The organism is Agrobacterium sp. GW821-FHT02D03 (assembly GCF_059421725.1).
The window spans coordinates 1,878,814-1,899,036 of record NZ_JBWKVN010000001.1 but is presented as its reverse complement, the minus strand read 5'-3'; the positions used below and the strand labels follow the sequence as shown (position 1 = coordinate 1,899,036).

Annotated in this window: 27 protein-coding genes; 18 read left to right on the top strand and 9 right to left on the bottom strand. The window is 58.6% G+C overall.

Annotated features, from left to right (window positions below; translation table 11 throughout):
• Positions 1-38 precede the first annotated feature (38 nt).
• The 5 genes from AC07U5_RS08940 to AC07U5_RS08920 all read left to right on the top strand — a co-directional run bounded on the left by AC07U5_RS08940 (position 39) and on the right by AC07U5_RS08920 (position 3,791).
• On the top strand, positions 39-1,691 hold the full coding sequence (locus AC07U5_RS08940) for an acyl-CoA dehydrogenase family protein (protein WP_062425510.1): 1,653 nt from the start codon (positions 39-41) through the stop codon (positions 1,689-1,691).
• Positions 1,691-2,305, top strand: a complete 615-nt coding sequence (locus tag AC07U5_RS08935) for a GNAT family N-acetyltransferase (RefSeq protein ID WP_494722804.1) — start codon at positions 1,691-1,693, stop codon at positions 2,303-2,305. The genes AC07U5_RS08940 and AC07U5_RS08935 overlap by 1 nt, the downstream gene beginning before the upstream one ends.
• Before the next feature lie 131 nt (positions 2,306-2,436).
• On the top strand, positions 2,437-3,087 hold the full coding sequence (locus tag AC07U5_RS08930; RefSeq protein ID WP_165807487.1) for a TetR/AcrR family transcriptional regulator: 651 nt from the start codon (positions 2,437-2,439) through the stop codon (positions 3,085-3,087).
• 234 nt (positions 3,088-3,321) lie between these two features.
• A complete protein-coding gene (locus AC07U5_RS08925; RefSeq protein WP_494722803.1) occupies positions 3,322-3,468 on the top strand; it encodes a hypothetical protein in 147 nt (48 codons plus the stop codon).
• Positions 3,465-3,791: a DUF6105 family protein gene (locus AC07U5_RS08920; protein ID WP_062425507.1), complete on the top strand. Its 327-nt coding sequence runs from the start codon at positions 3,465-3,467 to the stop codon at positions 3,789-3,791. Before AC07U5_RS08925 ends, AC07U5_RS08920 begins: the two co-directional genes overlap by 4 nt.
• Here the strand turns inward: AC07U5_RS08920 and ruvX are convergent.
• Entirely contained in the window at positions 3,734-4,222 is a 489-nt protein-coding gene (gene ruvX / locus AC07U5_RS08915) for a Holliday junction resolvase RuvX (protein WP_494722802.1), read from the bottom strand. The two genes, AC07U5_RS08920 and ruvX, sit on opposite strands and share 58 nt — an antisense overlap.
• 13 nt (positions 4,223-4,235) lie before the next feature.
• Positions 4,236-4,538 (bottom strand): zinc ribbon domain-containing protein YjdM, encoded by a 303-nt coding sequence (locus AC07U5_RS08910; protein WP_274103685.1) that lies wholly within the window; start codon positions 4,536-4,538, stop codon positions 4,236-4,238.
• An 80-nt stretch (positions 4,539-4,618) separates the two neighbouring features.
• On the opposite strand from AC07U5_RS08910, the gene AC07U5_RS08905 reads away from it, so the two are divergent.
• The 5 genes from AC07U5_RS08905 (at position 4,619) to AC07U5_RS08885 (ending at position 8,292) form a co-directional block, all read left to right on the top strand.
• Positions 4,619-5,323 (top strand): metal-dependent hydrolase, encoded by a 705-nt coding sequence (locus tag AC07U5_RS08905; protein ID WP_113179499.1) that lies wholly within the window; start codon positions 4,619-4,621, stop codon positions 5,321-5,323.
• Between the two features lie 125 nt (positions 5,324-5,448).
• Positions 5,449-5,736 (top strand): Asp-tRNA(Asn)/Glu-tRNA(Gln) amidotransferase subunit GatC, encoded by a 288-nt coding sequence (gatC, locus tag AC07U5_RS08900; protein ID WP_062425503.1) that lies wholly within the window; start codon positions 5,449-5,451, stop codon positions 5,734-5,736.
• Between the two features lie 57 nt (positions 5,737-5,793).
• Positions 5,794-7,275 carry an Asp-tRNA(Asn)/Glu-tRNA(Gln) amidotransferase subunit GatA gene (gatA, locus tag AC07U5_RS08895; RefSeq protein ID WP_494722801.1) on the top strand — a complete coding sequence of 494 codons (1,482 nt, stop codon included), beginning with the start codon at positions 5,794-5,796 and terminating at the stop codon, positions 7,273-7,275.
• Positions 7,266-7,757 (top strand): GNAT family N-acetyltransferase, encoded by a 492-nt coding sequence (locus tag AC07U5_RS08890; protein ID WP_494722800.1) that lies wholly within the window; start codon positions 7,266-7,268, stop codon positions 7,755-7,757. The genes gatA and AC07U5_RS08890 overlap by 10 nt, the downstream gene beginning before the upstream one ends.
• 64 nt (positions 7,758-7,821) lie before the next feature.
• Entirely contained in the window at positions 7,822-8,292 is a 471-nt protein-coding gene (locus AC07U5_RS08885; protein ID WP_494722799.1) for an SRPBCC family protein, read from the top strand.
• Between the two features lie 102 nt (positions 8,293-8,394).
• Here the strand turns inward: AC07U5_RS08885 and AC07U5_RS08880 are convergent, their stop codons facing one another.
• A complete protein-coding gene (locus tag AC07U5_RS08880) occupies positions 8,395-8,652 on the bottom strand; it encodes a YjhX family toxin (RefSeq protein ID WP_494722798.1) in 258 nt (85 codons plus the stop codon).
• Positions 8,653-8,935: 283 nt separating this feature from the next.
• Here AC07U5_RS08880 and AC07U5_RS08875 point away from each other — a divergent pair, with 283 nt between their 5' ends.
• Positions 8,936-9,445, top strand: coding sequence for a GNAT family N-acetyltransferase (locus AC07U5_RS08875; RefSeq protein ID WP_112519023.1), 510 nt, complete (start codon positions 8,936-8,938; stop codon positions 9,443-9,445).
• 575 nt (positions 9,446-10,020) lie between these two features.
• On the opposite strand, the gene AC07U5_RS08870 is transcribed toward AC07U5_RS08875, so the two are convergent.
• Positions 10,021-10,305 carry a DUF1294 domain-containing protein gene (locus AC07U5_RS08870; protein WP_313593811.1) on the bottom strand — a complete coding sequence of 95 codons (285 nt, stop codon included), beginning with the start codon at positions 10,303-10,305 and terminating at the stop codon, positions 10,021-10,023.
• A 151-nt stretch (positions 10,306-10,456) separates the two neighbouring features.
• Here AC07U5_RS08870 and gatB point away from each other — a divergent pair, with 151 nt between their 5' ends.
• The 5 genes from gatB to AC07U5_RS08845 all read left to right on the top strand — a co-directional run bounded on the left by gatB (position 10,457) and on the right by AC07U5_RS08845 (position 14,146).
• Positions 10,457-11,959: an Asp-tRNA(Asn)/Glu-tRNA(Gln) amidotransferase subunit GatB gene (gene gatB, locus AC07U5_RS08865; RefSeq protein WP_062437727.1), complete on the top strand. Its 1,503-nt coding sequence runs from the start codon at positions 10,457-10,459 to the stop codon at positions 11,957-11,959.
• A gap of 138 nt (positions 11,960-12,097) precedes the next feature.
• Positions 12,098-12,595 carry a GNAT family N-acetyltransferase gene (locus AC07U5_RS08860; protein ID WP_111848056.1) on the top strand — a complete coding sequence of 166 codons (498 nt, stop codon included), beginning with the start codon at positions 12,098-12,100 and terminating at the stop codon, positions 12,593-12,595.
• Between the two features lie 4 nt (positions 12,596-12,599).
• Positions 12,600-13,061: a GNAT family N-acetyltransferase gene (locus tag AC07U5_RS08855; protein ID WP_111847896.1), complete on the top strand. Its 462-nt coding sequence runs from the start codon at positions 12,600-12,602 to the stop codon at positions 13,059-13,061.
• 105 nt (positions 13,062-13,166) lie between these two features.
• Positions 13,167-13,565: an NADH:ubiquinone oxidoreductase subunit NDUFA12 gene (locus AC07U5_RS08850; RefSeq protein WP_062425496.1), complete on the top strand. Its 399-nt coding sequence runs from the start codon at positions 13,167-13,169 to the stop codon at positions 13,563-13,565.
• Positions 13,566-13,708: 143 nt separating this feature from the next.
• On the top strand, positions 13,709-14,146 hold the full coding sequence (locus tag AC07U5_RS08845) for a DUF2155 domain-containing protein (RefSeq protein ID WP_062425495.1): 438 nt from the start codon (positions 13,709-13,711) through the stop codon (positions 14,144-14,146).
• A 143-nt stretch (positions 14,147-14,289) separates the two neighbouring features.
• Here the strand turns inward: AC07U5_RS08845 and aat are convergent, their stop codons facing one another.
• The 5 genes from aat to AC07U5_RS08820 form a co-directional block, all read right to left on the bottom strand.
• Positions 14,290-14,901: a leucyl/phenylalanyl-tRNA--protein transferase gene (aat, locus tag AC07U5_RS08840; RefSeq protein ID WP_448745193.1), complete on the bottom strand. Its 612-nt coding sequence runs from the start codon at positions 14,899-14,901 to the stop codon at positions 14,290-14,292.
• 3 nt (positions 14,902-14,904) lie between these two features.
• A complete protein-coding gene (gene accC, locus AC07U5_RS08835) occupies positions 14,905-16,248 on the bottom strand; it encodes an acetyl-CoA carboxylase biotin carboxylase subunit (protein WP_062425493.1) in 1,344 nt (447 codons plus the stop codon).
• Between the two features lie 11 nt (positions 16,249-16,259).
• The gene (accB, locus tag AC07U5_RS08830) at positions 16,260-16,742 is read right to left on the bottom strand and encodes an acetyl-CoA carboxylase biotin carboxyl carrier protein (RefSeq protein ID WP_448745192.1); all 483 of its coding nucleotides are present in this window, start codon (positions 16,740-16,742) and stop codon (positions 16,260-16,262) included.
• A 27-nt stretch (positions 16,743-16,769) separates the two neighbouring features.
• Positions 16,770-17,207 (bottom strand): type II 3-dehydroquinate dehydratase, encoded by a 438-nt coding sequence (gene aroQ, locus AC07U5_RS08825; RefSeq protein WP_113260710.1) that lies wholly within the window; start codon positions 17,205-17,207, stop codon positions 16,770-16,772.
• Positions 17,208-17,353: 146 nt separating this feature from the next.
• Positions 17,354-18,121 (bottom strand): DsbA family protein, encoded by a 768-nt coding sequence (locus tag AC07U5_RS08820; RefSeq protein WP_494722797.1) that lies wholly within the window; start codon positions 18,119-18,121, stop codon positions 17,354-17,356.
• 157 nt (positions 18,122-18,278) lie between these two features.
• Between AC07U5_RS08820 and AC07U5_RS08815 the strand changes: the two genes are divergently transcribed.
• Both AC07U5_RS08815 and AC07U5_RS08810 read left to right on the top strand, forming a co-directional pair.
• A complete protein-coding gene (locus tag AC07U5_RS08815) occupies positions 18,279-19,448 on the top strand; it encodes a pyridoxal phosphate-dependent aminotransferase (protein WP_494722796.1) in 1,170 nt (389 codons plus the stop codon).
• A gap of 23 nt (positions 19,449-19,471) precedes the next feature.
• Positions 19,472-20,176, top strand: a complete 705-nt coding sequence (locus AC07U5_RS08810; RefSeq protein WP_494722795.1) for an SDR family oxidoreductase — start codon at positions 19,472-19,474, stop codon at positions 20,174-20,176.
• Positions 20,177-20,223 lie beyond the last annotated feature (47 nt).

Genomic DNA, 20,223 nt, shown 5'->3' with positions numbered 1-20,223 from the left:
TATAGGCATTTAATTGCGAATCCCGATAAAAGTACACGATGACAGATATGAACCGGACTGAAGAACAGCTTGCCGAACTGAACCAGCCTAGCCTCTGGTCCGGGATCAATGCCTACCGGTCCGATCCGCTCATCGTCGATCTGACCTCCAACCTCTCGCGTCCGCTTCGTGACGAGCTGGACCAGATCGGTCGCTACGTGACATCTGCCGAAGCCCAGGAACTGGCGCGCATGGCAAACCGCAGCACGCCGCAGCTTCACACCCATGGCCCGCGCGGCGAGCGTCTGGATCAGGTGGAGTTCCACCCCGCCTGGCATGCTCTGATGCGCCGCTCCATGTCCTCCGGCCTGCACAGTGCGGCCTGGGAAAATTCCGCCGATACGCGCGGCAGCGAACATAAAGCTCGCGCCACGAAATTCTATCTGACGGCGCAGCTCGAGGCAGGCCATTTGTGCCCGCTGACCATGACCCATGCCTCGGTTGCAGCGTTGATGGCATCGCCGCGCGTTCAGAACGAATGGGCGCCGAAAATTCTCTCGCGCAAATATGATTCCTCGCAAAAGCCCGCCATGCAGAAGACCGCCGTCACCATTGGCATGGGCATGACCGAGAAGCAGGGCGGCACGGATGTGCGCGCCAACCGCACCACCGCCGAGCGTGTGGGTGAGGGCATCTATCGGCTCTCCGGACACAAGTGGTTCCTTTCGGCGCCCATGAGCGACGGCTTCGTCATGCTGGCGCAGATGGGCGATGGCATGGGCTGTTTCCTCGTACCGCGTTTTCTAGAAGACGGCTCGGCCAACGGCCTCCATTTCCAGCGCTTGAAAGACAAGCTCGGCAACCGTTCCAATGCGTCGGCCGAAGTCGAATTCAGCGATGCCTTTGGTTATCTGCTGGGCGAGCCCGGTGCCGGCATTCGCACGATTCTCGACATGGTGACATTGACGCGGCTCGACTGCGCCCTGGCATCCTCTGGCATGATGCGCGCCTCGCTCGCGGAAGCGGTTCATTTCGCCCGCGGTCGTTCGGTCTTCGGCAAGCCGCTCGTCAACCAGCCGGTGATGACGCGCGTGCTGGCGGACATGGCGCTGGATGTGGCTGCTGCAACCGCCTTGTCCTTCCGCCTGGCCACTGCCTTCGACAGCGCCCGCAGTAACCCGGCGGAAGCGGCTTATGCGCGCGTGATGACGCCGATCGTCAAATACTGGTGCTGCAAGATCGCGCCAGCCCTGATCTACGAGGCGATGGAAAGCCTTGGCGGCAACGGCTACGTCGAAGAGCGCCCGATTGCGCGTCACTATCGCGAAGCCCCGGTCAACGCCATCTGGGAAGGCTCGGGCAACGTCATGGCGCTCGATGTGCTGCGCGTGCTGCAGCGCGGGAAGGATCTGTTCGATCTCGTCTTTGAAACGCTGGAACGCGACCTCGGCCCATCCGGCAAGAAGACCACCGATGTGCTGCGCGCCGCGATTGCGCTATGTGAGCGTGACGAGGGCGCTGCCCGTCTGCTGGTGGAGCAGTTTGCTCTTGCCGCCGCCGCTGCCGAACTCTGCCGCATCGGGGCAGGGCGCATCGCCGATGCCTTCCTTGAAACCCGCTTGGCGGGCGGCTGGCGCCACACCTATGGCATGCTCGATAGCCGCTTCGATCCCACCTACATCATCGATCTGCTTTACCCGCCGGTGTCGTGATGCTGACTTTTCGCAGAGCCGTTCCACAGGACGAGGAGGCGCTTTACGCCATCTGCCTTGCAACGGGCGACGCAGGCAAGGACGCCTCGCATCTTTACGCCGACGACAAGATCGTCGGTAACATCTATGCCGTTCCCTATCTCCATCTTTGTCCAGACAACGCTTTCGTCGCGGAAGACGGGAAGGGCGTCTGCGGCTACATCGTCGGCGCAACCGATACCGCAGCTTACCAAGAACGGCTGGAGCAGGCTTGGTGGCCGAAGCTGCGCGAGCTTTATCCGCTCGCGGAGGACGAGGCCAACGCTCTGCCCGAGGAACATCGCAAGCGCGTTGCCTTTATTCACCAGCCGTCGCCCATGCCCGCTGCAGTGCTTCAGAACTACCCCGCCCATATCCACATGAACCTGTTGGAGCGGGCTCGCGGTACCGGTGGCGGTTGCCGGCTTTTGTCGATGTGGGTGGAGATGGCGCGCAGCAAGAATATTCCCGGCATCCATCTCGGCGCCAATCCTGAAAACCATAATGGCATCGCCTTCTGGCAATCGCGTGGCTTCTCGCCGCTTGCCGGCATGCCGGCGGGCACCGCATGGTTCGGCATGTCTTTGGGTGCCTGAACCCAATAAACAGCCGTCTTTTCCACCATCCACAGGAAAGCCAGGGTTGCTAGACTTCGTCTCGATTGTCGCGTTGTTAACTCTTTGCTAACCGCGCATGATACGTCACCAATCGGAGATTCGGAAAAGCCATGCTCGCCATCGATGGCACTGCCGCCCTCATGTCGCCCGCGCCGGAAAAGCGCATCAAGGATCGCGCCGCGACGGAGAAGGCGATCTTTGCTGCCGCAAAGTCGCTCTTGGCGGAGGAGGGCTTCCAGGGTTTCGGCATCAATGCCGTGGCGCGTCGCGCCGGTTGCGACAAGCAGCTGATCTATCGTTATTTCGGCGGTCTCGAAGGCCTGGTTTCAGCCATCGGCGAGGATCTTGGCTCCTGGGTGCAGGACCGTATTCCGGAAGATACGGGCGGCATGTTCCTTCTGACCTATGGCGACCTGATGGAGCGGCTGATGCTCTCCTATCTCGATGCGCTTCGCGCCGATCCATTGGTCTGCAAGATCATTGCCTGGGAACTCTCCGAGCAGACGGAACAGGTTAAGCAACTGGCTGACGCGCGCTCAAAGGCGCTGGTCAAATGGATAGATCGCATGCGTGGATCTTTGCAGCCGCCAAAGGGCGCCGACCCTGTGGTGCTCAATGCTCTCCTCTTCGCCTCCATCCAGCATCTGGTGATTGCCGGCGCAACCAATGGCCAGTTCTCAGGCGTGTCGCTGAAGAGTGACAAGGATTGGGACAAGATCGTCGTTGCGGTCAAGCGCATCGTTCGCGCTCTTTACGGCTGATTAGGCCCGCACTTAATCGCTCCGCTGTCGATCGAACAGACGCCGTTGGCCGTGCCGATGGCGATTAGACCGCTGCACTTTGTCCACAGCCTGCGTCTCGCGTTAACCATAAATGCAGGTTTCGTTTGCTCCGCGTTAACCGTGAGTTCATGGTGTTAACGATTTGTTAACTACGAATTAAGAGCTGGATGAGAAGGAAGCGCTGTGAGCCGCTGGATACCTTTGAGCGTCATGATGACGTTTTTCGCCCTGCTACCACTCGATCTGAATGCGCCGACGCTGAACCTGTGCATCATGGGGTTACTGCGCTGGGCTGTCATCGCAGCGCTGCCTGAAGAGCAGACGGCTGGAGCGGCCCTGGCAGGGGAGCGGATGGCATGAAGTGGTTTCTGATTTTGTGGGCGTGTCCCGTGCTGCTGCTCGGCAGCTGGTACTTCCTGTCCTACTACGACATGAGCTTCGGCTTTTTCATGCTGACCCGGCAGGCGCATGATCTGGTCTTCCAGATCTATGGCAATGTGCTCGGCATTCCTCCCGAGACGATTCCGCCGCTCGTGGCACGCGCGATCGCGGTGGACAGCCTGCTCGTTTTCGCGATCATCGGATTTCGTAAGCGCAAGGCAATTGCCGCATGGTGGCGTGCGCGTCAGCCTTCTATGGACGCATCTCTTGCCAGCATGGAAAGCCGATCCAAGGCACCTTGAAGAATGAAACTTGCGGCGGCGGAATCGATGCGTTCGGCGCGCTTTGCCCGCGAGACATCCATTTCGAGAAGTGCTCTTTCGGCTGCGACGGTGGAAAGCCTCTCATCCCAGAAGACGAAGGGGATATCGGTCTTCTCGCTCATGGAGCGGACGAAGGCGCGAGTCGCCTGAACGCGCGGACCGGCAGAGCCATCCATATTCATCGGCAGACCGATGACGAAGGCCGCGACCTTTTCCTTTGCGGCAAAATCCAGGAGCAGCGCTGCATCCTGGGTGAACTTGATCCGCTTCAGCACCGGGCGAGGGGTGGCGAACCGCCGTGACAGGTCCGACATCGCAAGACCGATCGTCTTGGTGCCGAGATCAAGCCCGGCTATCGCCTGTCCTGGCCCCAGGGTCTCAGCCAGTTCCTCTATCTTCAGCGTCGCCATGCGGTGACCCTTTTTATCTCTTGCGGACAAATTCCGTACGCAGCACCAAACCCTTGACCGCATCGCTCTTGCAATCGATCTCTTCTGGATTGTCTGTGAGGCGGATCGACTTGATCACGGTTCCCTGCTTCAGCGTGGTGCTCGTACCCTTGACCTTCAAGTCCTTGATCAGCGTGACGGAATCACCATCTGCAAGCAGGTTGCCTGCGGCATCGCGAACCTCACTGGCCTTGGCCGCCGCGGCTGCGACTTCCGAGGCAGGGCGCCATTCGCCGGTCGCTTCGTCATACACATAGTCGTCATTATCTGCGGCCATCTTATCACTCCAAAGTAAGGTTTTGGGTTTTATGGGTCGTCCTATCTCATAAGATGGCAGGAACACAAAGGAGAACTTCGATGAAAATCACCTGGCTAGGCCATTCCGCTTTCCGTCTTGAAACAGGCCACGCAAAGATCCTGATCGATCCATTTTTCACCGGAAATCCAGGCTTCGCCGGACAGGACGCCAAGGATGCGGCTAGCGGCATCACCCATATTCTCCTGACCCACGGTCATGGTGACCATGTGGGTGATACGGTGAAGCTGGCGGCAGAAACGGGAGCAACGGTGCTGGCCAATGCCGATCTTGCCGCCTGGCTCGGCTCCAAGGGTGTCCAGAAACTCGAGATGGGCAACACCGGTGGCACGGTGGGCTTCGACGGCTTTTCCGTCACCTTCACCAATGCGCTGCACTCTTCCGCGCAGATCACCGAGGACGGTGTGTCGCATGCACTCGGCAATGCCAATGGCCTGATGCTGCATTTCGAAGACGGCCCGTCGGTCTATCACATGGGCGACACGGATATCTTTTCCGACATGGGGCTGATCAACGAATTGCACGAGCCCGATGTCGGTCTCGTTCCCATCGGCGATCGCTTCACCATGGGTGGGGCCGTGGCAGCTCTTGCCTGCCAGCGCTTCTTCAAGTTCCGCCACGCCATTCCCTGCCACTACGGCTCATTCCCGATCGTCGACCAGACGGCGGACAAGTTCGTCTCGGGTATGGATGGTTCGCAGACACGGGTGGACGTACCGAAGGTTGGTCAAGTCCTGACATTCTGATGACCCGGCATCGGCGTGTCTCGGCCCAAAACTGCGCCGCAGAGGGCCGCGACACGCTTTCTACCGTTGCGAAGGACGGGCATGGTCATTATAGCGGGTAGAAAATTCTTGACCGGAGTAGAACCATGTCCGTCGATCTTGCCACCGTGAAGCGCGTCGCGCGCCTATCCCGCATTGCCGTTAGCGAAGACGAAGCCAACACCATGCTTGGCCAGTTGAACGGCATTCTCGGCTTCGTGGAGCAACTGTCGGAAGTGAATGTAGATGGCGTCGAGCCCATGACCTCTGTGACGCCGGTTGCGATGAAGAAGCGCGCCGACGTGGTGACGGATGGCGACAAAGCCGATGACATCGTTGCAAATGCGCCGGCCACCGACCGCAATTTCTTCATGGTGCCGAAAGTGGTCGAGTAGGCGCTGCCCGCTTACTCCCACGTTGAAAATTCAAAAGTTTCGAAAGCTGTTGCCGATATGACCGAACTGACCAGCCTCACCATTGCCGAAGCGCGTGACAGACTGAAGGCCAAGGAATTTTCCGCCGTCGAACTGACGGATGCCTATCTGAACGCCATCGATGCCGCCAACGATAAGCTCAATACCTATGTCGTGACGACGCATGACAAGGCGCGCGAGATGGCAAAGGCATCGGATGAGAGGCTTGGCGCTGGAAACGGTGGCGCGCTGGAGGGTATTCCGCTTGGCGTGAAGGATCTGTTCGCCACCCGTGACATCCACACCCAGGCCTGCTCGCATGTGCTGGATGGCTTCAAGCCCAGATACGAATCCACCGTGACCCAGAACCTGTGGGATGCCGGTGCCGTGCTTCTCGGCAAGCTCAACATGGACGAATTCGCAATGGGCTCGTCGAATGAGAGCTCCTATTACGGCCCCGTCGTAAACCCCTGGCGCGCGCAGGGTTCTGACAAGAACCTCGTTCCCGGCGGTTCTTCCGGCGGTTCGGCCGCAGCCGTCGCGGCGCATCTCTGCGCCGGTGCAACGGCAACCGATACCGGCGGCTCCATCCGCCAGCCCGCGGCCTTCACAGGCACCGTCGGCATCAAGCCGACCTACGGCCGCTGCTCGCGCTGGGGCATCGTGGCTTATGCATCCTCGCTCGATCAGGCCGGCCCGATTGCTCGCGATGTTCGCGATGCTGCGATCCTGCTGAAATCCATGGCAAGCGTCGATGCGAAGGATACGACGTCGGTCGATCTGCCGGTGCCGGATTATGAGAAGGCCATTGGCCAGTCGCTGAAGGGTCTCAAGATCGGCATTCCGAGGGAGTACCGCGTCGATGGCATGCCGGAAGAAATCGAAAAGCTTTGGGCACAGGGCGTTGCCTGGCTGAAGGACGCCGGTGCCGAGGTCGTCGATATCTCGCTGCCGCATACCAAATACGCGCTGCCGGCCTATTACATCGTGGCACCCGCCGAAGCATCGTCCAACCTTGCTCGCTATGACGGCGTCCGCTACGGCCTTCGCGTCGATGGCAAGGATATAGCCGACATGTATGAGAAGAGCCGCGCCGCTGGCTTTGGCTCGGAAGTGAAGCGCCGTATCATGGTCGGCACCTATGTTCTGTCCGCCGGCTATTATGACGCCTATTACCTCAAGGCGCAGAAGGTCCGCACGCTGATCAAGCGCGACTTCGAAAACGTCTTCCACGAAGGTGTCGACGCTGTTCTCGCACCAATCACGCCATCCTCGGCCTTCGAGATCGGCGACAAGGAACTCGCTTCCGATCCCGTAAAGATGTACCTGCAGGACGTCTTCACCATCACCGTCAACATGGCGGGACTGCCTGGTCTTTCCGTTCCGGCCGGCCTTGACGGCAAGGGTCTGCCACTCGGCCTTCAGTTGATCGGCAAGCCTTTCGAGGAAGAAACGCTGTTCAAGACGGCGCATGCCATCGAGCAGGCAGCGGGCAAGTTCGCGCCCGCCAAGTGGTGGTAAGCGGCCTCATCATTCGAGCCATGACAGAGGCCGATCGCGATGCGATCGGCCTCATCGGTTTTCGCGCCTGGCAATCAAGCAGTGCATTTGAAGATACCTATCTCGATCCCGTTGTAATCGAACGGGTGCACGGCGAGTTTAAGGTCTTTGCCAAAGAGACCAACTGCGATCTCGTGGTTGCAGAGATCGACGGCGCGATCGTCGGCTGGGGCGCGCGCGCTGGAGAGCCGGACTACATATCCGATATCTGGATTGACCCTGAGCACCAAGGCAGAGGCATTGGTCGTTCCTTGGTTGAGCATTTTCTGGAGGAGATGCGCAGCGCAGATATTTCGACGGCAAAAATCGCCACGCATGCCAGGAACGTCAACGCCATCCGCGCCTACGAACGTTGTGGTTTCGCCATCGTCTGGCAGGGCCTTCAATGGTCGGAGAGCATGAAGGTGGAGCTTAAGAAAGTGCGGCTGGAGAAACCTCTGTAAGAGCCGCCTTTTTCTCCACTGATCCTCTGCTATGCTGTGCGGCAGTCCATCACGGGAGGCAATGATGTCATCTGAAACAGCAAGGCATGAACTCGTCCTGATGCGCGAGATCGACGCGCCGCGGGAGAAGATTTTTCGCGCTTGGACCGATCCGGAGCTTTTGAAGCAATGGTTCTGTCCAAAGCCCTGGGGCGTGTCTCACGCTGAACTTGACGTTCGTTCAGGCGGCTCAAGCGTCATCGTCATGAACGGGCCAAACGGCGAGGTGGTCGACAACCGCGGCGTTTATCTGGAAGTCGTGCCAAATGAGAAGATCGTTTTCACCGACGCTTTCAAGACCGCCTGGGTACCATCCGAAAAGCCCTTCATGACCGGCATTGTCCTTCTCGAACCGCTGGGCGATGGCAAGACCAAGTACACAGCCATCGCACGCCACTGGACGGAAGAAGACAAGAAGATGCATGAGGCCATGGGCTTTCATGAAGGCTGGGGCGCTGCCACAGATCAACTCGCAGCACTCGTTGCCACCATCTAGCAGGTTTGCTGAGGCATCCGGAGCCAAGCTGCCTGTCGTCCAGCGCATGACGACACGAGGCTTTGATAGGAGCGGCGGGTGTCTAACCGCCGCCCCTTGTTCTCAGCGATTGTCGAGTTCGCCTCTCACCAGTTCCAGCCCACGCGTGGTAATGCGATAAGGCTGGCTTCTGTAGGACGAGATTGCTCTTTTGCTCTTCAGTTTGCGGAAGGTGATGAGGTCTAGCCCGCTGAAAACCCAGCCGTCGCGCGTGTAAAGCACGACTTTCTCGATCTTGCGGTTCTCGTCTCGTGTCAGTTCAATTCTGCCACCCTGCGCGAGCAGGTGGAGGATGCGCTGTTCTGCGCGTGAAATGTCCATGGTTGGAATCCGGCTTGCGTCCATATGGACGCGTGAAAACAAACCCGGGTGCCACTGGCATCCGGCTCGGTTTCAACATGGCCCGGCACGCAAGAGACTTGCGGGCAGGGCCTTTACCGGGACTCCGATTGAGAGAACATCAAAACTCCAAAGTTGGTCGTTTCTGATTAAGAGCTTGCTGCCTTTCAGTCAAGAATCGGCCAAATCCACCCGGTCATTTCCGATACGACTGGAAGAATCGCTGGGCCGATGCTTTATCTCGTCGGGTCATAGGGACCAGAACGTGATCGTCATTCGCAACGCAAATGAACAGGATGCGCCCCATCTTGCGGCCATTGGCCTGCAGGCATGGCGGGTCGCAAGCTCTGCGCTGGGGCTGACGGCTGTCCTGGAAACGAACGCGGCAGAAGCCTTTGCAGGCTTCACGCAATCCTTCTGGCATCGCATCCTCGTTGTCGAAAGACACGGCATGCCCGCAGGATGGGCGGCGCGCGAAAACTCCGACGATATGATCTCGGACTTCTGGATCGATCCGCGCCTTCATCGGCAAGGCCTGGGCGGCAAGCTCCTCAGTGCGGTCGAAGAGCAGGTGCTTGCGGCTGGCTTCTACTCGATCAGGCTTGAAAGCCACGCCAGCAACGAGCGGGCGCTCTCCTTCTTTCGCAAGCATGGCTATAATGTCAGTTGGCTGTCGATGAAATACGCGCGAAAGCTCGACCGCGAAGTCCAGACCATCGGCCTGCGCAAGGAGCTGAAAGAGTTCGACACGACGACCTATGGACCATCTTTCTAAAGCGTGTCGCGATCTTTGAGATTCGCTCATACGCTCTATGTCGTGGTGGCAAAACCGCACTTCTGCCCGGACCGCGCTTTAGCCCTTAAGCTCTCTATAGGGCTTGTTTCTGCCGGCTGCAGGCAACATGAGGGTCAGCACCTACTTGACCTCACCGCATATATTCCGTCGAGAACGCTTCTTCTTTGTGTTCCATACATAAAGCCGAGCATTTGGTTCTCGCTTGTGAATGACGACTAGCATCTGCGCTCTAATATCGCTGCGAAAGCGTGAGGCATTACGGGCTCCCCAGACACCGACAAAGCGTTCCCCTGTCTGGTCGTTCTTGAAAATCACCGATCCTCCAAAGGCCGACGAAAGACCATCCTCACCGAGGGCTCCGCCGGCACCATACACGGAGGCAACATACTCTTGCGGCGCCACGCTGACGACTGTGTCGCCTGAGGAGGCGAACCTGTCACTTCTAAACACATAAATGGGGCACGGTGTGGTTATCATGGACCCAGCATATCGCGACGAGCAGCGGCTGCAAACTCGCCAACAATTTCCGCCTGGAGTTTCGCTGATGGCGATGGTTACACTGTTCCGGCAAAGAACGCCCACACGACCACCGCCGCAATATGAAGAGCGATGATGGCGAAGAGCAGTCCGCAAAACGGCTGCTTGCGTGTCTTGTGGCGCAGCATGTGTTGTGCTGTCACCGCGCCGAGACTTCCGCCCATGAGCGCGAAGAGGAGCAATGTCCTTTCGCGAATGCGTCTGTCACCTTGTTTTGCGGCCCGCTTGTCCCACCAGAAGATGAAGAAGGTTATCACATTGAGAAAGGTGTAGAGGCCTAGAGCTGCGGGGATGAATGTCATGATGGGCTCTATAATCCAAATCCCGCTCGCTTGGCATTCCGGATCGCGAAAAAGGTAGGCCGTTGTCCGTAAGCGCCTTAGAAGTCTTGCACCTCCGGACCATTTGCTCTACCTCACCACGGATAGAAATTCCGTATCTTATGAGCTTGATATGACCCTTGTAGACGTTCGCACACCCGACCCGAAGCGTTTTATCCCCGGCGCCACTGGCGACTGGGAAATCGTCATCGGCATGGAGGTCCACGCGCAGGTTCTGTCCAATTCGAAGCTCTTCTCCGGCGCTTCCACGACCTTCGGCAATGCGCCGAATTCCAACGTGTCACTCGTCGATGCGGCCATGCCTGGCATGCTGCCGGTCATCAACGAGGAGTGCGTGGCGCAGGCGGTTCGTACCGGGCTTGGTCTCAAGGCCAAGATCAACAACCGTTCCATCTTCGACCGCAAGAACTATTTCTATCCCGACCTGCCGCAGGGCTATCAGATCTCGCAGTTCAAGGATCCGATCGTGGGTGAGGGCACCATCACGATTTCGCTCGGTCCGGACCGTCAGGGCAATTTCGAGGATATAGAGATCGGCATCGAGCGTCTGCATCTCGAGCAGGACGCCGGCAAGTCCATGCACGACCAGCATCCGACCATGTCCTTCGTCGACCTGAACCGTTCCGGCGTCGCGTTGATGGAAATCGTTTCCAAGCCGGACATGCGCTCGTCCGATGAGGCGAAAGCCTATCTGACCAAGCTGCGCTCCATCGTTCGCTATCTCGGCACCTGCGACGGCAACATGGATGAAGGCTCCATGCGCGCCGACGTCAACGTTTCGGTACGTCGTCCGGGCGAGGGTTTTGGCACGCGTTGCGAGATCAAGAACGTCAACTCCATCCGTTTCGTCGGCCAGGCCATCGAGTATGAAGCACGCCGCCAGATCGCCATTCTGGAAGATGGCGGCGTCATCGACCAGGAAACCCGTCTCTTCGATCCGGGCAAGGGCGAGACGCGCTCCATGCGCTCCAAGGAAGATGCGCATGATTATCGTTACTTCCCTGATCCCGACCTGCTGCCGCTGGAATTCGACGATGCCTTCGTGGAAAGCCTGAAGGTCGGTCTGCCGGAACTGCCCGACGACAAGAAGGCCCGTTTTGTTTCGGAGCTTGGCCTGTCTGTCTACGATGCCTCGATCCTCGTATCGGAAAAGGCGATCGCCGATTATTACGAAGCCGTGGCTGCCGGACGCGATCCGAAGGCGGCTGCCAACTGGGTTATCAACGATCTGCTCGGCGCACTGAACAAGTCCAGCAAGTCGATTGAGGAAACGCCTGTGTCGCCCGACCAGCTTGGCGGCATCATTGATCTCATCAAGGCGGGCACGATCTCCGGCAAGATTGCCAAGGATCTGTTCGAGATCGTCTGGAATGAGGGCGGCAACCCGGCAGAGATCGTCGAAAGCCGCGGCATGAAGCAGGTGACGGACACCGGCGCCATCGAAAAGGCCGTAGACGAAATCATCGCGGCGAACCCGGATCAGGTTGAAAAGGTCAAGGCAAAGCCCACACTTGCCGGCTGGTTCGTCGGCCAGGTGATGAAGGCGACGGGCGGCAAGGCCAACCCGCAGGCCGTGCAGGAGTTGGTGAAAGCCAAGCTCGGTATCGAGGAATAAGTCGCCTCCGAGCTTTTTGCAGAAGAGGCCCGCGACCCTTTGCCTCGCCACCCTCTTGTGAATTCGAGGTGACGTCGAGAGACTACAAGCAATGCCGGGATCACTCCCGGCGTTTCTGTTTTGATGGGAGTAATGATGGTGTTCTTCATTCGCACCGCAAGCGAGCGCGATATCGAGCCTGTCCGGTCTTTGCTGACGAAGACCTGGCACGCGACCTATGATCCAATCTATGGCGCAGACAAGGTCAGCGAGATGATCGCTCTGTGGCATACGCCAAAGGCCTTGAAGGAGCGCGTCGAGAAAAAGGGCGGCGAGTTTCTGGTCGCCGATGATGGCAAGCGTATCGGCGGCATGGCCTATGCTCTCATGTCGACCAGCATGGCGAAAACAGCACTTCTTTATCAACTCTATGTCGATCCGCAGTTCCAGCGTCAGGGGGTGGGGCGTGATCTCTTTGCCGAACTGGAAACCTGCTTTCCCGACGCGGAAATCATGCGCCTTGAGGTCGAGCCTAAAAATACTGTCGCAATTGCCTTCTATGAAGGCGTCGGCTTCTCCGAGGTGGATCGAATCGAGCGCATGGCAGGCGTCGATGGTATGCCTGGAATCGTGATGGAAAAGAGCTTGAGGCGGTAAGAGAATGGATGGCCTGATCATTCGCGAAGCACGCGAAGAAGATATCGCGGCAATCGCTGCAATGTTCGCTGCCGATGATGTGGGCGGGCATGGCGACACCACCGATGAAGCAGCGATGCCAGATTATCTTGCGGCCTTCAGGGCGATTGCCATGTCGACCCTCGAAACGCTTTACGTCGCTGAGTTTGAAGGCGAAGTGATCGGCACCTTCCAGACGGTGATTCTCACCAAGCTTGCCGGGCGCGGCGCTGTTTGGATGGTGGTGGAAGGGGTGCAGACCAGAGAGGATATGCGCGGTCGCGGCATCGGCGCAACGATGATCCGATACTGCATCGCTGAGGCTGAGAAGCGTGGTCTCTCGGGTGTGCAACTCACCTCCAATATGGCGCGGATTGATGCCCATCGCTTTTATGAGAAGCTAGGCTTCGAGAAGCGTCATTTCGGCTTCCGGCTGAAGCTGAAATAATCGTTGCAACGTTGGAAAAGCTGGACAATCGTTGGTGACAACGTCATAAGCTTCTGGCTGTGCGAATGCGAAAGCGACGCATGTGAAAAGCCCGAGGAACGGATAATGAAGACTCTTCTGCTGCAAATCTTCACATGGTGGAACGGCCAGACAATCGGAACGCGCTTCCATACCTGGCGCTTCGGCAAGAAGGTGGGGCAGGATGAGTTCGGCAATACCTATTACGAAGGTGGCACCACCTCCTGGGGCATGCCGCGCCGTTGGGTGATCTACAAGGGCTATGCCGAGGCGTCGGCAATTCCGCCCGGCTGGCACGGCTGGATGCATTACCGCACCGATACACCGCCGAGCAAGGAAAGCTATGTCGCACGCGACTGGCAGAAGCAGCACCAGCCAAACCTGACCGGTTCCGCCCAGGCTTACCGTCCTCAGGGTTCGATCGCTGTTCCAGGCGAGCGTCCGCGCGTGACTGGTGACTACGACGCCTGGACGCCCGGCGGCTGATCAACTTCACCCGAGGCTCCGTGTGCATCGGGGCGAAAAAGCGCGGCCGTTTCATCATGGCCGCCACCCGCTTTTGCCACATTCGATCATTAGGCGTGATGGGCGCTTCGAAAAGCGGGGCAGTTTTCTGGAGATGGTTTGATATGAGAACATTCACGCGAGATGTATCTTTGCGTGCACTGGCGGTTTCGCTTCTGGCGCTTCTTCCGGCAGTGGGTCTCGTGTCTCCGGCTTCCGCCGCCCGCCTCGAAAATAAGGTCGCCGTCTTCTCCGGAATCGACAAGATCACCGGCCGCATTACCTCTTTCGACGTCTACATCAACGAAACAGTGCAGTTCGGTGCGCTGCAGGTCACGCCAAAGGTTTGCTATTCGCGTGACGACACCGAAGCGCAGAAGATCGATTCCTTCGTCGAAGTGGATGAAATCACCCTCGACCGCAAGATCCGCCGGATCTTCACCGGCTGGATGTTCGCAGACAGCCCAGGCCTCAACGCCGTCGAGCACCCGATCTACGACGTCTGGCTCACCGGCTGCAAGCAGGACTCCGACGTGCCGCCGCCATCCACAGCCAGTAAGTAAAAGAGCCTGATTCGGCGCAGACGAGCCTTTCCATGCGTTGCCAACGTTCGGCTCGATGCGTGCGTGGTCTGACCTGGATTGCCGGTTTGCGGCGAGTTCAATCGCAGTGATCCCGCACGCAAGCAAATCTTTCTATCGCGAAGTCAGAATTGCAGATCCGCCTGGTTCACAGCCAGGTCCAGCATCTTTGCATACGCGTCCTTGGGAACGTCGATCGCACCAAAGGTCTTCAGGTGTTCGGTGGTGAACTGCGTATCGAGCAGCACAAATCCGTTGTCGCGCAGTCGCTCCACCAGATGAACGAGGCAGATTTTCGAGGCATTGGTGCGGCGGGAGAACATGCTCTCGCCGAAGAAGGCGGCACCCAGCGACACGCCGTAGAGACCGCCGACCAGTTCATCACCCTCCCAGGCCTCCACGCTGTGCGCGTGGCCGATCTCATGCAACTCGGTATAGAGTTTGCGGATCGTCTCGTTGATCCAGGTGTTTGGGCGGTCCGGCACTTCTGCGGCACATCCGGCCATGACGGCGGTGAAAGCAGTGTCGAAACGAATATCGAAAGGCTTTTTTCGAATGGCTTTTGCGAGACTTTTTGAGACGTGAAAATCGTTCAGCGGGATGATGCCCCGCAGGTCCGGCTCGACCCAGAATAGCTCGGGGTCATCAGCCGCCTCGGCCATCGGGAAGAGGCCGATGGAATAGGCGCGCAGCAGCATATCGACAGTAATATCGCTATCCCTGCTGCGCCGCCCCATTCCTTAGTGCGCGTCGCCGGCCAGATATTTTTCCAGCCAGTGAATATCGTAATTGCCGTTCAGAATGTCTTCGTTCTGAAGCAGATCCTGGAACAGCGGAAGCGTGGTCTTGATGCCATCGACGACGAACTCGTCGAGTGCGCGGCGCAGGCGGCGAATGCACTCGTCACGGTCGCGACCGTGAACGATGAGCTTGCCGATCATGCTGTCATAGTAAGGCGGGATCTTGTAGCCCTGGTAGGCACCCGAATCCACACGAACGCCGAGGCCGCCGGGCGTGTGGAAATAGGTCAGCGTCCCAGGAGAGGGGACGAATGTCCGCGGGTCTTCGGCATTGATACGGCATTCGATGGCGTGGCCATGGAATTCGATGTCGGCCTGCGTGACGGAAAGGCCCTGGCCGGAAGCAACGCGAATCTGCTCCTGCACGAGGTCCATGCCCGTGATCGCTTCCGTGACCGGATGCTCCACCTGCAGACGGGTGTTCATTTCAATGAAATAGAACTCGCCGTTTTCGTAGAGGAACTCGATGGTGCCGGCACCGCGATATTTGAGCTTGCGCATGGCGCTGGCACAAATCTCGCCGATTTCCATGCGCTGTTCGACGGTGAGAGCAGGGGAGTTGGCCTCTTCCAGTACCTTCTGGTGACGACGCTGCAGGGAGCAGTCGCGTTCGCCAAGGTGGATCGCCTTTCCTTCGCCATCGCCGAACACCTGCACCTCGATATGGCGCGGCTTGCCGAGATACTTTTCCATGTAAACAGCATCGTTGCCGAAGGCGGCAAGCGCTTCGGAACGGGCAGTCGAGACGGCCTCGTCGAGATCGGCTTCGGTCTTGGCGACCTTCATGCCGCGACCGCCACCACCTGCCGTCGCTTTGATGAGAACCGGGAAGCCGATCGAACGCGCGATTTCCATCGCGTTTTCAGGCTTCACTTCGCCATCGGAGCCGGGAACGACCGGGATGCCGAGTTCCTGAGCGGTCTGCTTGGCGGTGATCTTGTCGCCCATGATGCGGATGTGCTCGGCGGTCGGCCCAATGAAGGTGATGCCGTGCGCGTCGAGGATGTCGGCAAATTTGGCGTTTTCCGAAAGGAAGCCGTAGCCGGGGTGAACCGCGTCCGCGCCGGTGATTTCGCAGGCCGCAACGATCTGATGAATGTTGAGGTAGCTGTCACGCGATGGCGGCGGGCCGATGCACACGCTCTCGTCGGCGAGGCGCACATGCATGGCATCCGCGTCAGCCGTGGAATGAACGGCAACCGTTGGGATACCGAGTTCCTTGGCGGCACGAAGCACGCGAAGGGCGATTTCGCCGCGGTTGGCAATGAGGATCTTGGATACCATGTGAGCTGCCCTTATTCGATGACCACGAGGGCTTCACCATACTCCACGGGCTGCGCGTCATTGACAATGATTTCCGTGACCTTGCCGGACTTCGGAGCCGGAATCTGGTTCATGGTCTTCATGGCTTCAACGATGAGAATGGTCTGGCCTTCCTTGACGGTGGCGCCGACTTCAACAAAGGCGCGGGCGCCTGGTGCCGGCGACAGGTAAACCGTGCCGACCATCGGGGAGGTGACGGTGTTTGCAGGGTTGCGCGCCGGAGCTGCCGGTGCAGCGGCGCCGGCAGGTGCTGCTGCGGGGGCCGCAGGCGCTGCGGCAGGTGCAGGGGCATACTGGGGAGCCGCGGCATAGACGGTTGCAGGCGGTGCGGAGCGCGACACGCGGATGCGCAGATCGTCCTGCTCGACTTCGATCTCGGAAAGATCGGTGTCGTTGAGGATGTTCGCGAGGTCGCGGATCAGTTCCTTGTCGATACCGTTTTTCTTTTCAGACATGACAAACCCTATTCTGATTGTTTCTTTTTATGCCGTGATGTTCTTCAAGGCGTTGAGCGCCATGATGTAGCCGTAAGGCCCGAAGCCGCAGACCATGCCTTTTGCAGCGGGCGCTATCATCGATTTGTGGCGGAATTCTTCGCGGGCGTGGATGTTGGAGATGTGAACTTCCACGACGGGAACGGAAATGGCGCGGATGGCATCATGCAGAGCAATCGATGTATGGCCATAGGCGCCGGGATTGATGACGATACCGGCGGCGCGTTCGCCCGCCTCATGCAACAGATCTACAAGAACGCCTTCATGATTGGACTGATGGCACTCGACAGAAAAGCCAAGTCCTTCACCAGCCACCACGCAGTCGTTCTCGATATCCTTCAGCGTCTTGCCGCCGTAAATGCCCGGCTCCCGTTTTCCCAGCATATTGAGATTGGGGCCGTTCAGGACGAAGATCGTGTTGCTCATTCGCGGTTCCGTCAAAAATCAGCGCCACCTATAGACTGCGCGACCGTCAAGGAAAAGCCCCCGGAGCCTCGAAAGAGGACCGGAGGCAGCGTAAGTCGAAGTTATTCAGTGGCTTTTGGGCTTTCAACCCGGCCGAGGCGCGTGTCTTATGAGCAGCTTGCCTTGCCGCAATTGCGCATATTGGCGATCTTTTCCTTCAACGGCTCGGCGCCGACGGCTCCAAAGACCGCCTCGTTGCCGATCACGTAGGAAGGCGTACCGGAGATGCCGAGAGTGCTGGCAAGCGTGTAGGCTTCCTGAACCTGCGCATCATTCGGGTTGTCCGCCATGGATTTGCGGATGTCGGCTTCCTTGAGCCCGAGCGATGTCGCCACCTCCATTGCCTTGGCCTCATTGGCGCGGCCACGACTGCCGAGCAGCGTGCGCTGGAACTCAGGATATTTCTTCGGTGCAAGCAGCTTCACCGCGTTGGAAACCTTGTGCGCCTCGACCGATTCCGGTCCGAGGATCGGGAACTCCTTCAACACCACCCGGACGTTCTTGTCCTCTTTCAGGATCTTGTCCATGTCAGCCATGGCGCGCTTGCAGTAGCCGCAATTGTAGTCGAAGAACTCGACCAGCGTCACATCGCCGTCAGGATTGCCGATTGCGAGATCGTATTTGGAGCTGAAGATCGCTTTGGTGTTGTCGGCAACGGCTTCGGCTGCTTTGGTGTTGCGGGCCGCATATTGCTTCTTTTCCAGAGCATCCTGGACCTCAAGCATGATTTCAGGATTCTCGACCAGATATTCCTTGATGAAAGCGCCGATCTCCTTCTTCTGGTCGGCATCCAGCGCATGAGCAGGGAGGCTCGCGCCAAGGGTGGAAAGGGCCGTGACACAGGCAAGTGTTGCTGATCGGATGGAAAGTGCCATTGCGGTCCTCACTGGGTTCGGTCGTGGTTCATGTTGCAGCCAATTACCGTAATTTAAAGGAATTGCCATATCGCAAATAAATTGCGTTCGTTGCTCTCTCGTCATTGTGAAGAGCGCAACAATGCGGCAAATCTCCGTCACAGCATATAGAAAGACCATGCCTTTGATCACACTGTCCAAGCGAAGCGCCGTCGAGCCTTTCCATGCCATGGATATCCTGGCAGAGGCCAACCGGCGAAGACAGGCGGGGCGGCCTGTGATTTCCATGGCAGTGGGGCAGCCTTCCCATCCCGCCCCAAAGGCCGCGCTGGAAGCGGCTGAGACTGCGTTGAAACATGGCCGTATCGGCTACACGGATGCGCTTGGTCTTCGAGAGTTGCGAGAGGCGATTTCCGCCCAGTACCGGCTGCGGCATCAGGTAATCATCGATCCGGCCCGGATTGCGGTGACGACCGGCTCGTCAGCAGCATTCAACCTTGCCTTTCTGGCGCTGTTTGATGCCGGTGATGCAGTCGCGATCGCAAGGCCCGGCTATCCCGCCTACCGCAACATCTTGAAGGCGCTTGGGCTGAATGTGGTGGAAGTGCCGGTCACGGCTGAAACGGGCTACACGCTGACGCCTGCCAGCCTGGAGCGGGCCGAGACCAAGGCGGGCTGCAAGCTGAAGGGCGTGCTGCTTGCAAGCCCCGCCAACCCGACCGGTACAGTCACCGGCCGAGACGCGCTGAAGCGGCTTGCGACCTATTGCGACAGCCGCGATATCGCTTTTATTTCGGATGAGATTTATCATGGCCTCACCTTCGTCGGCGATGAGACCAGCGCTGTCGAAGTCACCGACAAGGCTATCATCATCAATTCCTTCTCCAAATATTACTGCATGACAGGTTGGCGAGTCGGCTGGATGGTGCTGCCGGAAGAGCTGATCCGGCCTGTCGAATGTCTGGCGCAAAGCATGTATATTTCGGCACCCGAACTTTCCCAGCTTGCTGCGGCTGCGGCTTTTTCCGCACAAGCGGAGCTCGATATCTACAAGGAAAGCTATCGCACCAACCGCGACTTTCTGATGAGCCGCCTGCCGGAACTCGGCCTGCCACTTGCCTCGCCCATGGACGGCGCCTTCTACGCCTATGTCGATACCAGCCGCTATTCCAATGACAGTATGGAGTTCGCCAAGCGCATGCTGGCGGAAATCGATGTGGCCGCGACGCCGGGACTGGATTTCGATCCGCTGGAAGGGCATCGTGCCACGCGGTTTTCCTATGCGGGTTCGGTCTCGGACATCGCCGAGGCCGTGGGCCGCATTGCGGCCTGGCTGAAACAGGATTGAAGCGCAAGCGCGTGAGAGAGGAGATGACGATGGATGAAGTGGCGGTCGTGACGGCGGGAGGAAGCGGTATGGGTGCCGCCGTTGCAAGGCGTTTCGCGCAAGACGGTTACAAGTTGGCGATCCTGTCGTCGTCGGGTAAGGGCGAGGCACTGGCAGCTGAACTCGGCGGCGTGGGCGTGACCGGCTCCAACCAGTCCAACGACGATATTCAGAAGCTGACGGATCTCACCCTTGAAAAGTTCGGTCGCATCGATGTGCTGGTCAACAGCGCCGGACACGGCCCTCGCGCGCCGATCCTCGATATCACCGACGACCAGTGGCACACGGGTCTCGACGTCTACCTGATGAATGTTATTCGTCCGACCCGGATCATCGCCCCATTGATGGTCGCACAAAAGGGCGGATCCATCATCAATATCTCGACGGCATGGGCCTTCGAGCCAAGTGACATGTTCCCAACCTCCGCGGTCTTCCGTGCTGGTCTTGCCGCCTATACCAAGATCTTTGCCGACACATACGCCGCCGACAATGTCCGCATGAACAATGTTCTGCCGGGCTGGATCGATAGTCTTCCAGCGACCGAGCAGCGCCGTGAAATGGTGCCGATGCAGCGCTATGGCACAAGCGAGGAAATTGCGGCTACCGTCGCCTTTTTGGCGTCGGCGGGCGCCGGCTACATCACGGGGCAAAACCTGAAGGTCGATGGTGGCCTGACGCGCTCCGTGTAACTTTTTTCTCGGCTAGGGAACCGATCTTCTTCCCCAGCGTTGTAGCG